Annotated in this window: 13 protein-coding genes and 5 tRNA genes; 7 read left to right on the forward strand and 11 right to left on the reverse strand. The window is 74.4% G+C overall.

What is annotated here, in order from left to right; all coding sequences use genetic code 11:
• Positions 1-3: 3 nt before the first annotated feature.
• Both OG509_RS08700 and OG509_RS08705 read right to left on the reverse strand, forming a co-directional pair.
• A complete protein-coding gene (locus OG509_RS08700) occupies positions 4-183 on the reverse strand; it encodes a hypothetical protein (RefSeq protein WP_030157343.1) in 180 nt (59 codons plus the stop codon).
• A gap of 108 nt (positions 184-291) precedes the next feature.
• Positions 292-798 (reverse strand): hypothetical protein, encoded by a 507-nt coding sequence (locus OG509_RS08705; protein ID WP_406181467.1) that lies wholly within the window; start codon positions 796-798, stop codon positions 292-294.
• A 180-nt stretch (positions 799-978) separates the two neighbouring features.
• On the opposite strand from OG509_RS08705, the gene OG509_RS08710 reads away from it, so the two are divergent.
• Positions 979-1479 carry a DsbA family protein gene (locus OG509_RS08710; protein WP_385584518.1) on the forward strand — a complete coding sequence of 167 codons (501 nt, stop codon included), beginning with the start codon at positions 979-981 and terminating at the stop codon, positions 1477-1479.
• 14 nt (positions 1480-1493) lie between these two features.
• Here the strand turns inward: OG509_RS08710 and OG509_RS08715 are convergent, their stop codons facing one another.
• From OG509_RS08715 to OG509_RS08725, 3 genes are all read right to left on the reverse strand, one after another.
• Positions 1494-2318 carry a GNAT family N-acetyltransferase gene (locus OG509_RS08715; RefSeq protein WP_406181468.1) on the reverse strand — a complete coding sequence of 275 codons (825 nt, stop codon included), beginning with the start codon at positions 2316-2318 and terminating at the stop codon, positions 1494-1496.
• Positions 2319-2439: 121 nt separating this feature from the next.
• Positions 2440-3264, reverse strand: coding sequence for an aminotransferase class IV (locus OG509_RS08720; RefSeq protein ID WP_406181469.1), 825 nt, complete (start codon positions 3262-3264; stop codon positions 2440-2442).
• Positions 3265-3280: 16 nt separating this feature from the next.
• Positions 3281-4336 (reverse strand): chorismate-binding protein, encoded by a 1056-nt coding sequence (locus OG509_RS08725; RefSeq protein WP_387290198.1) that lies wholly within the window; start codon positions 4334-4336, stop codon positions 3281-3283.
• Positions 4337-4516: 180 nt separating this feature from the next.
• Between OG509_RS08725 and OG509_RS08730 the strand changes: the two genes are divergently transcribed.
• From OG509_RS08730 to OG509_RS08750, 5 genes are all read left to right on the forward strand, one after another.
• Positions 4517-4589: transfer RNA gene (locus tag OG509_RS08730), tRNA-Gly, on the forward strand.
• 40 nt (positions 4590-4629) lie between these two features.
• A tRNA-Cys gene (locus tag OG509_RS08735) sits at positions 4630-4703 on the forward strand.
• A gap of 1 nt (position 4704) precedes the next feature.
• Positions 4705-4776 (forward strand) — tRNA-Val (locus tag OG509_RS08740).
• Between the two features lie 34 nt (positions 4777-4810).
• Positions 4811-4882: transfer RNA gene (locus OG509_RS08745), tRNA-Val, on the forward strand.
• A gap of 58 nt (positions 4883-4940) precedes the next feature.
• Positions 4941-5015: transfer RNA gene (locus OG509_RS08750), tRNA-Val, on the forward strand.
• A gap of 52 nt (positions 5016-5067) precedes the next feature.
• Here the strand turns inward: OG509_RS08750 and OG509_RS08755 are convergent.
• The 3 genes from OG509_RS08755 to OG509_RS08765 form a co-directional block, all read right to left on the reverse strand.
• On the reverse strand, positions 5068-5373 hold the full coding sequence (locus tag OG509_RS08755) for a zf-TFIIB domain-containing protein (RefSeq protein WP_366102179.1): 306 nt from the start codon (positions 5371-5373) through the stop codon (positions 5068-5070).
• Between the two features lie 65 nt (positions 5374-5438).
• Positions 5439-6479 carry a phosphotransferase gene (locus OG509_RS08760; RefSeq protein WP_406181472.1) on the reverse strand — a complete coding sequence of 347 codons (1041 nt, stop codon included), beginning with the start codon at positions 6477-6479 and terminating at the stop codon, positions 5439-5441.
• Positions 6480-6710: 231 nt separating this feature from the next.
• Positions 6711-6896, reverse strand: coding sequence for a hypothetical protein (locus OG509_RS08765; protein ID WP_030157329.1), 186 nt, complete (start codon positions 6894-6896; stop codon positions 6711-6713).
• Positions 6897-7452: 556 nt separating this feature from the next.
• Here OG509_RS08765 and OG509_RS08770 point away from each other — a divergent pair.
• On the forward strand, positions 7453-8718 hold the full coding sequence (locus OG509_RS08770) for a serine/threonine-protein kinase (protein ID WP_406181474.1): 1266 nt from the start codon (positions 7453-7455) through the stop codon (positions 8716-8718).
• On the opposite strand, the gene OG509_RS08775 is transcribed toward OG509_RS08770, so the two are convergent.
• The 3 genes from OG509_RS08775 to cobT form a co-directional block, all read right to left on the reverse strand.
• Entirely contained in the window at positions 8715-9575 is an 861-nt protein-coding gene (locus tag OG509_RS08775) for a TrmH family RNA methyltransferase (protein ID WP_406181475.1), read from the reverse strand. The genes OG509_RS08770 and OG509_RS08775 overlap by 4 nt on opposite strands.
• 58 nt (positions 9576-9633) lie before the next feature.
• A complete protein-coding gene (cobA, locus tag OG509_RS08780) occupies positions 9634-10863 on the reverse strand; it encodes a uroporphyrinogen-III C-methyltransferase (protein ID WP_406181477.1) in 1230 nt (409 codons plus the stop codon).
• Positions 10864-11079: 216 nt separating this feature from the next.
• The gene (cobT, locus tag OG509_RS08785) at positions 11080-14328 is read right to left on the reverse strand and encodes a nicotinate-nucleotide--dimethylbenzimidazole phosphoribosyltransferase (protein ID WP_406181479.1); all 3249 of its coding nucleotides are present in this window, start codon (positions 14326-14328) and stop codon (positions 11080-11082) included.
• Positions 14329-14417 lie beyond the last annotated feature (89 nt).

Raw genomic sequence — 14417 nt, forward strand, 5'->3', positions numbered from 1 at the left:
GGCTCACAGCAGGAAGAGGTCGTGAACGGCGGCCAGCAGCAACAGGGTGCCGATCACCCCTAGGAAGATCATCAGGGGCGGCTGGGAGAGCGCGAAGAGGCAGCCTCGCGGCTCGTCGGCGACGGGGGCGGGGACCGGGGCCGGTGCGGGAACCGGCGGGTCGCCCTGCGATGTGTCGAGCATGTCCGGGCGATGATCGCGCAGGGTGCGCGCGAACGGCCCCCAACACGCCAGCCTTTACGCGGGAGTTCACCCCTTCTTGTCAGGCCCGCGGCGATACCGCTCCCGAGCTCAGATGCCGTGCTTCTTCAGAATCGCTTCGATGTCGGAGAAGTCGTCCGCAGGAGTGGCGGGGGCCTGGCGGGACGCCGGCTGCGGAGGGGCGCCCTGACCCAGCGAGGGGGCGGACGCGGCCGGGGCCACGGCCTCCTGCGCGGGGCTCCCCTTGGCCGCCTTCGGGGCCTTGGCCGGCTTGACGGGCTTGGCGGGCTCCTCCCCCGCGCCGAGCCGGCGCCGCTCGATGGCGCGCGTGGTCATGAACAGCACCCAGGAGAGCCCGAGCAGCCCGAAGCCCGCCCAGACGGTCGGGTCGAAGACGATCTTGGACGCCCATTCCACGAGGCCCGTCAGCACCAGGGCGACCGGCACCAGCGCGTACGCCGCGATCCGCGTGGCGGTGAGGAAGCGCTTGCGGTACGCGGTCACCGCGGCGATGCCCAGGCCCGCCGCGGACACCGCGGAACATATGGTCTCGGCCAGCATGCGGTCCTCCAGGGGTGGGCGATCTGTCCCTTCCATCCTGCACCGGTCACCACCGCAGCGGCCATGGCCCGAGTGGACCCGGCGCCGATCTCCGGGAGATCTCGGGGTCGCGCCTCCTCCTCAGGGGGTGCGCGAAGGGGTCCGGGAGGGGGCGCGGCGGGGGCGCGACAGGGGTGCGTTTCGATGGGCTCGACCGGCGGCTGGGACACTGGACCCATGACCGATTCCGTGATCCTCGACGTCTGGTGCGAACTCCAGTGCCCGGACTGCCACCGCGCCCTGGACGACGTACGCGCCCTGCGGGCCCGCTACGGCGACCGGCTGGACATCCGGCTGCGCCACTTCCCGCTGGAGAAGCACAAGCACGCCTTCGCCGCGGCGCAGGCCGCCGAGGAGGCCGCCGAGCAGGGCCGGGCCTGGCCGTACGTGGAGGCCGTACTGGCCCGCACCGCGGAGCTCGGCGAGCGCGGCGAGGCCGTCCTGCTGGACGTGGCGCGTGAACTCGGCCTCGACGCCGAGGAGTTCGACACCGCGCTGATCGACGGCCGGCACATCCTGATCGTCGACGCCGACCAGGCCGAGGGCAAGGCCATCGGCGTGACCGGCACCCCGACGTACGTCATCGACGGCGAGCGCCTCGACGGCGGCAAGAGCCAGGACGGCCTGCGCACCCGCATCGAGGAGATCGCGGACCGCCTGCTGGCGGAGAACGCCTAGCTAGCTGCCGACGGCTAGAGCAAGTCCTTGGCGTAGTTGACGTTCGTCGTCCGGTAGCCGAGGGACTCGTACAGCCGCAGGGCCGGGGTGTTGCCCGCGAAGACATTGAGACCGAGGACGCGGTGGCCCCCGGCGAGGGCCGCGCGTTCGGCGAGGAGCATCAGGTCGCGCCCGTGGCCCCGGCCCCGGTGCTCCTCGGCGACGGCGACGTCGAAGACGTACGCGCCCTCTCCGTTCGGCGCCGCCCACACGTGGCCGACGCGGACGCCGTCCGCCTCCAGGACGGCCAGGGTGGTGCCCTCGGTGGCCAGTCCGTGGGGCAGCGCCCGTTCGTGGTCGGCCACCGCCTTCGCCCGCGCGGCCTCCTGCGGCATGCCGCGGGTGGTCCAGTCGGCGGCGTAGCCCTCGATCGCCGCGACGAGCCAGACCTCGTACTCGGCCTGCGTCATGGGTCGCCCGACGACCCCCTGCCGGAGCTCGGGCGGCTCGGCCGGGAGGTCCTTGGCCATGTTGCGGCTGTACTCGGTGTACCCGAGCGCCTGGGCCATCCGCAGTCCGCCCGGGGACTGCGCGGGCACGGAGACCCGCACGCGGCGGCAGCCCCAGCCGCGCAGCACCTCCTCGGCGGCGAGCGCCCCGACCGTGGCGCGGCCGCGCCGCCGGTCGGGCTCGTCGACGGCGAGATCCCGGATCTCGCCGACGGTCGGCCCGAAGGGCGTGTCGCAGGCGACCAGCAGCGCGCCGACGCGCCTGCTGTTGACCCGGATCTCGTACGGGCGCGACCGCGCGCCCCCGGTGCTCTGCTGAAGCGGCCCGCTCGGCCGCAGGGTGGTGGTCATCACTCGTGTTCTACCCGCCCTGCGGCCCCGTGCGACAGCCATTAAACGGGCGGTTCGGGCGCTGCCCCTTCCCCGGCCCCGCCCGTCCCACCTGTCCCACGCGTCGCACCGGTCACCCGGCTCAGGGGTCCAGGTCCGCCCCGGCGTGCGCGTCGAAGATCCGCATCGCCTCGGCCGTGACCGGCCCCGGCACGGCCGCGGCCACGGCCCGCCCGTCGACCCGGTGGACGGCCTGCACATCGCGCAGCGTGGAGGTCAGGAAGATCTCCTCGGCCTGCTCCAGCGCCTCGAAGGGCAGGTCCGCCTCCTTGGCGCCGACCCAGTCCACGACGAGGGCCCGGGTGATGCCGGCGAGGCAGCCGGAGGCGAGGGGCGGCGTGTACAGCTCCCCGTCCAGGACGACGAACACATTGGAGCCGGTGCCCTCGCAGAGCCGTCCGACGGTGTTCGCGAAGAGGGCCTCGGAGGCCCCGGCGCGGTGCGCGGCGGCCAGCGCGACGACGTTCTCGGCGTACGAGGTGGTCTTCAGGCCGGCCACGGCGGAGCGCTCGTTGCGGACCCAGGGCACCGTGATCACGGCGGTGGTGTCCGGCCGGCGGATCTCTTCCGCCACGGCCACGACGAGGGTGGGGGCTGCGTCGCCGCGGTCGGATCCGAGCGGGGACACACCGCCCGTGTACGTGATGCGCATGCGGCCGAGCGGCAGCGGATTGGCCTCCAGGACGGCCGCGCAGGCCCGGCGCACCTCGTCCGGATCGGGGTCGGGCAGTCCGAGGCCGCGGGCCGAGCGGGTCAGCCGGTCCACGTGGCGGGTGAGGGCGAAGGCGGCGCCGCGCTCCGCCTTCACCGTCTCGAACACTCCGTCGCCCACGGTCAGCCCGTGGTCGAAGACGGACACCTGTGCGCTGTCGGCGTCCCGCAGCGCGCCGTCGAGCCAGATCCTCACCGTACGATCCCTCCGCTCACCCAGGGGTGCCGGTCACCTCATGGGTTCCCGACGCTACCCTGAGCAACCGGGCGGCCTTCAGCTCCGTCTCGGCCCATTCGCGATCGGGGTCGGAGCCCCAGGTGATGCCGGCGCCGGTGCCGAAGAGCAGGCTCGGGCCGCCCGGGCGCCGGCGGTCGATCCAGAAGGTGCGGATGCCGACGGCCAGCTCGGCGGTGCCGCGGTCGGCGTCGACCCAGCCGATGCCCCCGCAGTAGGGGCCGCGGGGGGCGGTCTCCAGCGCCTCGATGATCCGCAGCGCGGAGGACTTGGGGGCGCCGGTGACGGAGCCGGGCGGGAAGGTGGCGGCGAGCAGCTCGGGCCAGCCGGCGCCCTCGGCGAGTTCGCCGCTGACGGTGGAGACCAGGTGGACCAGGCCCGGGTGCTCCTCGACGGCGCACAGCTCGGGGACGGAGACGGAGCCGGTGGCGCAGACCCGGCCGAGGTCGTTGCGTACGAGGTCCACGATCATGACGTTCTCGGCGTGGTCCTTGGGCAGGAGGTCGGCGGCGGTGCGGCCGGTGCCCTTGATGGGGCCGGACTCCACGTGGCGGCCGGCCCGGCGCAGGTACAGCTCGGGGGACGCGGTGGCGATCTCGACGCCGTGGGCCGGCAGCCGAATCGTTCCTGCGTACGGGGCGGGGTTGCCGCGGGCGAGCAGGGCGGTGAGGGCGTCGACGTCGGCGCGGTCCGGGTCGGGCAGCGGCGCGGACATCACGCGGCAGAGGTTGGCCTGGTAGACCTCGCCGGCCGCGATGTATTCGCGGATGCGGCGTACGCCGGCCGTGTAGGCCGCGCGGTCGAGGGAGGAGGACCACTGGTCGGCGGCGGGGCCGCGCCAGGCCCCCGGGACGGGCGCCGGGACGGGGTCGGGGCGTATGTCGCCGAAGCGGGCGCAGACCAGACGACCCTCGAAGTCGGCGGCGACCGCCCAGAAGCCCGTCGAGTCGAGGGCGGAGGGGTCGCTGGTGACGTCTCGGAGGTCGGTCGCGAGGAGGCCGCCGAAGCGGGCCAGGGGAAGCAGGTCGTGCACGGCTGCGAGTCTATGACCGGTGACGCCGCGGCGCCGGTGAGGTGACCGCCGGGTGACCGGTGGTGATCGAGTGGCAGCACGCTGCGGAAACGCGTTTTTGAGCTGGCCGGGGAATCCGCTAGAGTTCAACACGTCGCCAGGGAGCGAAGGGGGAAAACCCCGGAGCGAACACGGTGACCTGCGGACGTAGCTCAGTTGGTAGAGCACCACCTTGCCAAGGTGGATGTCGCGAGTTCGAGTCTCGTCGTCCGCTCGAAGTGGGGGATCTTCCCGAGAACCCCTACCAGCTCCATGGTGGAGTGGCCGAGAGGCGAGGCAACGGCCTGCAAAGCCGTCTACACGGGTTCAAATCCCGTCTCCACCTCCAAGGACGATTAGCTCAGCGGGAGAGCGCTTCCCTGACACGGAAGAGGTCACTGGTTCAATCCCAGTATCGTCCACTGGTCCGTAAGGACCTGGTCCGCAAGGATCCCCGCGCGATTAGCTCAGCGGGAGAGCGCTTCCCTGACACGGAAGAGGTCACTGGTTCAATCCCAGTATCGCGCACGCAGTATCCGCAACACCGGCACCACTTGCTCCACCTGCGGTTTCGCACCGTGGTCCCGCGCGATTAGCTCAGCGGGAGAGCGCTTCCCTGACACGGAAGAGGTCACTGGTTCAATCCCAGTATCGCGCACCACCTCCGGAAGCCCCGGCCGTTTCGACGGCCGGGGCTTCCGCGTTGTGGCCGCTCAGGAGGAGAAGAGCATCCGGCCGAAGCCGCCCTTGTGGTGGCCGTGGTGACCGTGGCCGTGGCCGCCGTGGTGCGGGGCGCCCCAGGCCGGGGCGGGGGCGTGCGCGGCCGGGTAGGGGGCCGGGGGCGCGGCCGGCGGCGGGACCTGGCCGTACTGGCCGCCGGTGAACTGGGACTCCAGGCGGGTCAGCGCCTCCAGCTCGCCGTAGTCGAGGAAGATGCCGCGGCAGTTGCTGCACTGCTCGATCTGGACACCGTTGCGGTTGTAGGTGTGCATCATCGCGTGACACTTCGGACACTGCATGACCGGATCAACTCCTCGCCGTCTGCTTCGACACCGGATGCATGCCCGGTGGCGTGAAGCTCACCCTACGACGGAGCCCGCGCCTCCAAGTCGGGCGGGAGGGAGGCAATTCGGGCACAGGACTCCACCATCAGCCGCTCCACGTCATCGAGTCGGCGACGGCTTTCCGCCGATTTGGCCAGGGCGAGGGCGGCGGTCTGCACGGTCAGGGCACGGGCGGCGAGGTCCAGTTCCGGCCAGGGGTCGGAGCCGGGCGGCCCGGCCGCGGGGCCGCCGGCGGAGCGGTAGGAGTCGAGGAAGCGGACCCAGGTGCCGGTGTCGAGCAGCCCGGCGGCGTACCAGGCGGCGGGCCGCGCCAGATCCCAGGCGGGGGTCCCGATGCCGAGGTCGTCCACGTCGATGAGCCGCCAGCCCCCGTCGGGGCCGGGCCCCCGCACCAACTGCCCGAGGTGCAGGTCCCCGTGGCACAGGGCCCCGCCACGGGGCGCCGGCGCCTCCCCGCGCACCCAGGCGGGCAGGGTCCGCGCAGCGGCCCGTACGAGGTCGCCGGCGGGCCGGCCCTCGGCGGGTCCGGGCACGAGCGCGGCCCCGGACCGCGCCCCTGCGGGACCACGGGCGCCGTCGGGGCTTCGGACCCCGCCGGCACTCCGGACCCCGTCGGGAGCCGTGGCCCGGGACAGGCGGCGCAGGGCGCGGGCGAGCTTGGCCGGGCCGCGCATCGGGGGGACCGGGCCGGGCAGCCGGTGCACGGGCACCTGGTGCAGGGCCGCCAGCAGCCGCCCCGCCGCCTCCCAGGGGGCGTCCTCGGGACGCTCCGGGTCGACCGGAGCCCCGTACGGCCACAGGGACACCGGCCGGCCCCCGAGGTAGCCGATCTCGGGGTGCAGCGGGGCCAGCAGCACCCCGGCCAGCGCCTCGTCCGCGGCGATCCGCATCCGTACGGCGAGGCCCGCGCGGTCGCTGTCCCCGGCGTGCGCCTTGGCGACGATCTCGCCGCAGCGCACGACCGTGCCGTCCTCGCGCTCGGCGAGCAGCTCGTACGGGGCGCCCCGCTCCCCCGCGCCGGCGTACGCCGCGAGGGCGGCGGGCAGTGGCTCCTGGTTCATCGCGGCTCCACGGCTCCCGTCGCTGGCGTCTCGGAAGCAGGTTACGGAACCTCGGGGGCGCATGAAGCGGCGGACGGCGGTGTGGGAGGGCATGAAAAAGGGTGCTGCCCGTCCGACTCCCCAGTCGTACGGGCAGCACCCTTCACCTGCCGTCCGTCGCGCCCCCGTCCCCACGGGGTTCGACAGGCCGATGTCCCGGTCCGGGCCGCTCTCCCGGACCCGGGGCGCCGCTCAGCGCCCCAGCATCACGCCCACGGACGACGCCTGTGCCGCCACCTGGTCGAATCCCCCGAAGAGGAAGAGCAGGAGGGCGGCCAGGGGGAGCACCATGGCCGCGGCCACCAGTGGGTGTCGCGTGCCGGACTCATGGCCGTTGAACGCGAATGCCTTGCGTCCGTGCCGCGTGATGTCCGCCATGGTCCTCTCCCTGTCGGTTGGCAGCGGCGGGCTTGTGACCTCGGGGGACGAGTGCGCCACCCGCCGCTTGTCTTCAACACTAGGCGCGGCGAAGTCCCCTGGCGTCCTGCCCTCGTACCCCTTGGCAGGCCTCCAAGAGGATGACGGGCCGTCGTGCGCGTACTCCCCTGGGTGGAGACCGGTCCCCCGTTCTGAGGGTCATCCCGGAGGGGATGACCGGAGGGTAGTGAGTTCGCTCACTTCCGTCACTCCCCGCGCATGCGTGTCCGCTGCCGGGGTACCTGCAAGATCACCCCGCGCGCCCGCCCGGCGCACGCGCTCCAGGGCGCCGCGCGCCCCGCGCACCACCCCGGCCGGATGCCCAATCCCCTTGGCCCGAGGGCCGTTTGGCCGTACGGGCAAGTGCCGTACGGCCAGGGGTCCGTGCGGGTGAGGAACCCTCAAGTGGGTTGGCCCGCACTGACAATCGATTCCTCCGGCGAGGGCGCGGCCTCTGAGCGCTCGTGGCGGATGGTCCGTAAGCTGTGGCACGTCAACAGGACGACCGGTCAGCGGGGTGGACATGGCGATGATGCGGCTCCGGCGCGAGGACCCGCGTGTCGTCGGCTCATTCAGGCTGCACCGACGCCTCGGCGCCGGCGGCATGGGCGTGGTCTACCTGGGATCGGACCGGCGCGGCCAGCGGGTCGCGCTGAAGGTGATCCGGCCCGACCTGGCCGAAGACCAGGAGTTCCGCTCGCGCTTCGCGCGCGAGGTGTCCGCCGCCCGCCGGATCCGCGGTGGGTGCACCGCGCGCCTGGTGGCCGCGGACCTGGACGCGGAGCGCCCGTGGTTCGCCACGCAGTACGTGCCCGGCCCCTCCCTGCACGACAAGGTGGCCGAGGAGGGTCCGCTCACGGCCGCGCAGATCGCCGCGATCGGGGCCGCGCTCTCCGAGGGACTGGTCGCCGTGCACGAGGCGGGGGTCGTCCACCGCGATCTCAAGCCTTCGAACATTCTTCTGTCCCCCAAGGGCCCCCGGATCATCGACTTCGGGATCGCCTGGGCCACCGGCGCGAGCACCCTCACCCATGTGGGTACGGCCGTCGGCTCCCCCGGCTTCCTCGCGCCCGAACAGGTGCGCGGGGCCGCCGTCACCCCGGCGACCGACGTGTTCGCACTGGGAGCCACCCTCGCCTACGCGGCGACCGCCGACTCGCCCTTCGGGCACGGCAGTTCCGAGGTCATGCTCTACCGCGTGGTGCACGAGGAGCCGCATCTGGTGGGGGTCCCGGACGCGCTGGCGCCCCTCGTGCAGGCCTGCCTGGCCAAGGATCCCGAGGAGCGGCCCAGCACGCTCCAGCTGTCGATGCGGCTGAAGGAGATCGCGGCCCGCGAGGCGCAGGGGCTGTCCGACGGGCGCCCGCCGGCGCAGCGCGTGCGGGCCGACCGGCCGACGGGGCGGCTGGCGGAGCGGGCCGATGAATACGCAGACCAGCGCACGGAGCGCCGTACGGGCGGCACTCCCGCGCCCCAGACGCCGGACCATGGCCACGGACAGGGACAGGGACACGGGCAGGGTCAGGGCCCGAACAGCGGAGGGCACGCGCGGCCCTCGTCCTCCCGGCCCTCTTCCCCGCGCCCCTCGTCCTCGCGGAACCCGGGCGGCCCGTCCTCCCGGCCGACGGCGGGGCGTACGGGGGGCCGCCAGGCCCCGCGCACGACAGGAGCCGGGCGGCGTCCCTCTCGGCCGGACCCCCGGCTGATGCGCCAGCGGCTCATCGTGTTCGTCGTGGTCACGCTGATCGTGGCGCTGGGGATCGCCGCCGCCCAGAAGTTCTAGCCGGCTTCCAGGTCCTGGGGGGCCGGGGCCTGGGCCTGGGGCGGGCGGGTCGCGTAGAAGGCCACCGCCGAGGCCGCGGCCACGTTCAGGGAGTCGATCCCCTCCGCCATCGGGATCCGGACCCACTCGTCGGCGGCCCGCAGGGCGTACGTGGACAGGCCGTGGCCCTCGGAGCCGAGCATGATCGCGGAACGCTCGAAGCGCTCCGGCGGGACCTGGTCCAGCGGGGTGGCCTTCGGGCTCGGCGTCATGGCCAGGATCCGGTAGCCCGCCTCGCGGACCTTCTCCAGATCGGCGGGCCACTGGTCCAGGCGCGCGTACGGAACCGAGAACACGGACCCCATCGAGACCTTGATGGCGCGCCGGTAGAGCGGATCCGCGCAGTCCGGGGAGAGCAGTATCGCGCTGATGCCGAGGGCCGCGGCGCTGCGGAAGGCGGCGCCGAGGTTGGCGTGGTCGACGAAGCCCTCGAAGACGGCGATCCGGTGACCCGCCCCCGCCCCCTCCGCCGCGAGCAGCTCGTCGGCCGCCGGCAGCGGCTTGCGCTGCATCGAGGCGAGGGCGCCGCGGTGCACGTGGTAGCCGGTGACGCGTTCGGCGAGCTCCGGGGTGACGGCGTAGACCGGGGCCGGGAGCTCGTCGATGACGTCGCGCATGACGTCGACCCACTTGGCGGAGAGCAGCATCGAGCGCATCTCGTACCCGGCGTCCTTGGCCCGTCTGATGACCTTCTCGCCCTCGGCGATGAACAGGCCTTCCGCGGGCTCGCGCCGGCGCCGGAGTTCGACGTCGGTCAGGCCCGTGTAGTCGTGCAGGCGGGGGTCGTCGGGGTCTTCGACGGTGATGAGATCAGCCACAGGGTGATACTGCCTTGTCCGGGGTGTGGTGCCAACGGCCGTGCGGGGCGTGGGTGTTTCAGGCGGTGGGGGCCGTGGGGGCGGTGTGGGCCCCGACGTTGACGACTTCGCCGATGACGATGACCGCGGGCGGACGGATCTCCTCCGCCCGTACCGTCTCGCCGATGGTGGCGAGGGTGGCGTCCACGCGGCGCTGGGTGGCCGTGGTGCCCTCCTGGACGACCGCGACCGGGGTGTCGCCGGGCCGGCCGTGGCGGACGAGGGCCGCGGCGATCAGGCCGATCTTGTCCACGCCCATCAGGATCACCAGGGTGCCGGTGAGCTTGGCGAGGGAGGCCCAGTCCACCAGGGACCGCGGGTCGTCGGGGCCGACGTGCCCGCTGACCACGGTGAACTCGTGCGCCACACCGCGGTGGGTGACCGGGATGCCGACGGCGCCGGGCACCGAGATGGAGCTGGAGATGCCGGGGACGACGGTGCAGGGGATGCCGGCCTCGGCGAGGGCCTGGAGCTCCTCCATGCCGCGGCCGAAGACGTACGGGTCCCCGCCCTTGAGCCGGACCACGGCCTTGCCGGCCTTGGCGTGCTCGATCAGGGCGTTGTTGATGGCCTCCTGGGCCATGTAGCGGCCGTACGGGATCTTCGCGGCGTCGATGACCTCTACGTGCGGCGGGAGTTCGTCGAGCAGGTCGCGGGGACCGAGCCGGTCGGCGATGACCACGTCGGCCTCGGCGAGGAGGCGGCGCCCGCGGACGGTGATCAGGTCGGGGTCGCCGGGGCCGCCGCCGACGAGGGCGACGCCGGGGGTGCCGGTGCGGTTCGAGGTGAGGGAGCCGTCGCGCAGCCCCTCGACGACCGCGTCGCGGACGGCGGCGGAGCGGCGGGGGTCGTTGCCGCTCAGCACGGCGACGGTGACGCCCTCGACGCGGCCGGTGGCCGGGGTCCAGGCGGTGGCCGCCTCGGCGTCGTCGGCGCGCACGCACCAGACCCGGCGGCGCTCGGCCTCGGCGGAGGCGGAGTCGTTGGCGGCCCGGTCGCGGGTCGCGATCAGCGCGTACCAGGCACCGTCCAGGTCCCCGTCCTGGTAGCGGCGGCGCTCCCAGCGGATCTCGCCGGTCTCGGCCATGGCGTCCACGGAGGGCGTGGCGGAGGGCGAGACGAGGAGGACGTCGGCGCCGGCCGCGACGAGCGCGGGCAGCCGGCGCTGGGCGACCTGGCCGCCGCCGATGACGACGACACGGCGGCCGGCGAGACGGAGTCCTACGGGGTAGGCGGAGTGTTCGGCCATAGCGGTGCGGCTCCTGGTGCGGCGGGCGGTTTCTGCGGGCCGCTGCTGCGCTGGAGCGGCTGGGTTCGGGGTGGGTGACGTGCGCTTTCCCTCTCCGGGTCCAACGATACGGCCCGCGCCGCCGCCCCCGGGGCTCCACCCCCGGGCTCCCCGGCCCCCGTACGTGCGCTCCGCCGCGCGAGGTCCGGGGCAAAGCCCCCGCGCGGCGGTGACGGGCTACTTCTCGGTGACTCCGGCCGAGTCGAACGTGGCGACCTCGTGCATCGCGCGGGCGGCGCTCTGGACCAGCGGGAGGGCCAGCAGCGCGCCCGTGCCCTCGCCGAGGCGCAGGTCCAGGTCGACCAGCGGGCGCAGGCCCAGCTTGTTCAGGGCCGCCACGTGGCCCGGCTCCGCGCTGCGGTGGCCCGCGATGCACGCCGAGAGGGATTCCGGGGCGATGGCGCGGGCCACCAGGGCTGCCGCGCCGGCGCTGACGCCGTCCAGGATCACGGGGGTGCGGAGGGAGGCTCCGCCCAGGAGCAGGCCGACGATCGCCGCGTGCTCCAGGCCGCCGATCGCCGCGAGGACGCCGATCGGGTCCGCCGGGTCCGGCTGGTGGAGCTCCAGTGCGCGGCGTACGACCTCGACCTTGCGGGCGTGCGTCTCGTCGTTGATGCCGGTGCCGCGGCCGGTGACCTCCGCCGGGTCTACCCCGGTGAAGACCGAGATCAGGGCAGCCGACACCGTCGTGTTCGCGATGCCCATCTCGCCCGTCAGCAGCGCCTTGTTGCCCGCCGCCACCAGGTCGCGGGCCGTTTCGATGCCCACCTCGATGGCCGCGATCGCTTCCTCGCGGGTCATCGCCGGGCCCGTGGAGAGGTCCGCCGTGCCCGGGCGGACCTTGCGCGGGAGCAGGCCGGGGGTGGCGGGGAGGTCCCCGGCGACGCCGACGTCGATCACGCAGACCTCGGCGCCCACCTGGTTGGCGAACGCGTTGCAGACCGCGCCGCCGCCCAGGAAGTTGGCCACCATCTGTGTGGTGACCTCCTGCGGCCACGGGGTGACGCCCTGGGCGTGGACCCCGTGGTCGCCCGCGAAGATCGCGACCGCGGCCGGCTCCGGGATCGGCGGCGGGCAGACGCGGGAGAGGCCGGACAGCTGTGCGGAGATGATTTCGAGCATGCCCAGGGCTCCGGCGGGCTTGGTCATGCGCTTCTGGCGCTCCCATGCCTCGCCCAGCGCCTTCGCGTCGAGCGGGCGGATGCTGGCGACCGTCTCCGAGAGCAGGTCGTGCGGCGCCTCGCCGGGCAGCGCGCGGCGCCCGTACGTCTCCTCGTGCACGACCCAGGCCAGCGGCCGGCGCTGCGACCAGCCGGCCTGCGCGAGCTCCGGCTCCTCCGGGAACTCGTCGACGTAGCCGACGCACAGGTAGGCGACGACCTCCAGGTGCTCGGGCAGGCCGAGCTCGCGGACCATCTCGCGCTCGTCGAAGAAGCTGACCCAGCCGACGCCGAGGCCCTCGGCGCGCGCGGCGAGCCAGAGGTTCTCGACCGCGAGGGCGGAGGAGTACGGGGCCATCTGCGGCTGGGTGTGCCGGCCGAGGGTGTGGCGGCCGCCGCGGGTGGGGTCGGCGGTGACGACGATGTTCACCGGCGTGTCGAGGATGGCCTCGATCTTGAGTTCCTTGAACTGCTTCGCCCGGCCCTTGGGCAGCGACTTCGCGTAGGCCTCGCGCTGGCGCTGGGCGAGCTCGTGCATGGTCCGGCGGGTCTCGGCCGAACGGATGACGACGAAGTCCCAGGGCTGGGAGTGGCCCACGCTGGGCGCGTGGTGGGCGGCCTCCAGGACGCGCAGGAGCACCTCGTGCGGGATGGGGTCGGTGCGGAAGCCGTTGCGGATGTCGCGGCGTTCGCGCATGACGCGCAGGACCGCCTCGCGTTCGGCGTCGGCGTACGCGGGGGCCGCCTCGCCCGTGGACGGCTCCACGACGGGTACGAGGGGGACGACGGGCTCGGGCTCGTGCTCGTGCTCCGTGACGGCCTCGGCCACCGGCTCGGCGGCGGGTACGGAAACCGGCTCGGGCGCCGGCACGGCGACCGGCTCCGGCGCGGGCTCGGGAGCGGCTTCGGGCTCCACCGCCCCGGCCTCCGGGGCCGCCTCCGGTACGGGCTCCAGGGCGATGGGGGCCGCGGGGGCCTCGGGAGCGGCGGATTCGACGGCCTCGGGGGTCTCGGGGGCCTGGACCACCGTTTCCGCGGGCAGGGCCGCCGGCTCCGGCTCGGCGGCCGGCGCCTCCACCACCGGTACCTCCACCACCGGCACCTCCAGCGGCGCGGCCTGGGCCACGACCGGCTCCGGCGCCGGCTCCACGGCGGGCGCCGCCGGGGCTTCGGCGGGGACCTCGGCGACGGGCGCCTCGGCGACGGGCTCCGGCTCGGGCTCCACGACGGCCACGGCGACGGCGACCGGCTCGGGCTCCACCGCCACGACCGGCTCCGGCTGAGGGGCCTGCGGGGCGGCCGGGGATTCGGCGGGGACCTCGGCGGCCGCCGGCGCCTCGGGCGCCATGACGGGCTCGGGCACCACCGCGGGCGCGGGCGCCATCACGGGTTCGGGCGCCATTACGGGCTCGGGTACGACGACGGGCTCCGGGGCGGCCACCGGCTCCGGGGCCGGCTCCGCCGTCCACGGGGCGCCGGCCTGCGGCGGGACCTCGCCCGGCTGCGGCGCGGCCGCTACGCCGGCGGCCTCGGGACCCGGGACGTCCAGGTACTCGGGGCCCACGGTCGGCGGCCCGGCCACCTGGACCGGAATCGGCGCCACGGGAGCTGCGGCCTGCACGGCCACGGGAGCTGCGGGAGCCGTCACCTGCGCCACGGGCACTGCGGGAGCCACCGGAGCGGCGGCCGGACCCCGGTCGGCGAGGGAACGTACGACCCCGCCGGTGGCCTCGGGCACGGGCGGGCCCATGTGCAGCGGCCGGCGGGAGGGCGCGGCAGCGGCCACGGCCGCGGCCGGAGCCACCGGGGCGGCGGCCGGCGGCGGGACCACGAGGCCGCCGAGGTCGAGCGCGCCGGAATCGCGGCCGCCGGCCTCGTGCGCGCCCGCGCTGTACGAGGCGTCGCCGTAGGAAGGGTCGGGGAACGCGACCGGGGCGGGGTAGGCGGGCTCGGCGTACGCGGCCGGCGCCTCGGGGTACTCGGCGTAGGGCGCGTCGCCGTAGGAGGTCTCGACCGGGAAGACCGGCGCCGGCGGGACGACCTGCGGGTCGCTCCACGCGCCCTGGCCGCTCGGCATCAGCAGCAGTTCCTCGTCCTCCGGCTCGGCCGGGTTGTCCACGAGGTCCTGGAAGGCGTAGCCGCCCTGGACGGGAGCGGGGGCGGGGACGGGGCCCGGGTGCTGGACCGGAGCGGGAATGCCCTGCTGATCCACCATGCCCGCGTTGTCCGGGAGACCCTCGCCCGGTACCTGGCCGGTGTCAGTCATGCGTACCCCTCGCCCATCGGTTGTGCGTCTTCGATCGCCCGGCGCCCGAGCGGGGTTGCCGTACGACGTGTCCGTCGCGCGCACGACCC

Source organism: Streptomyces sp. NBC_01006, from assembly GCF_045162725.1.
Classification (GTDB): Bacteria; Actinomycetota; Actinomycetes; order Streptomycetales; family Streptomycetaceae; genus Streptomyces.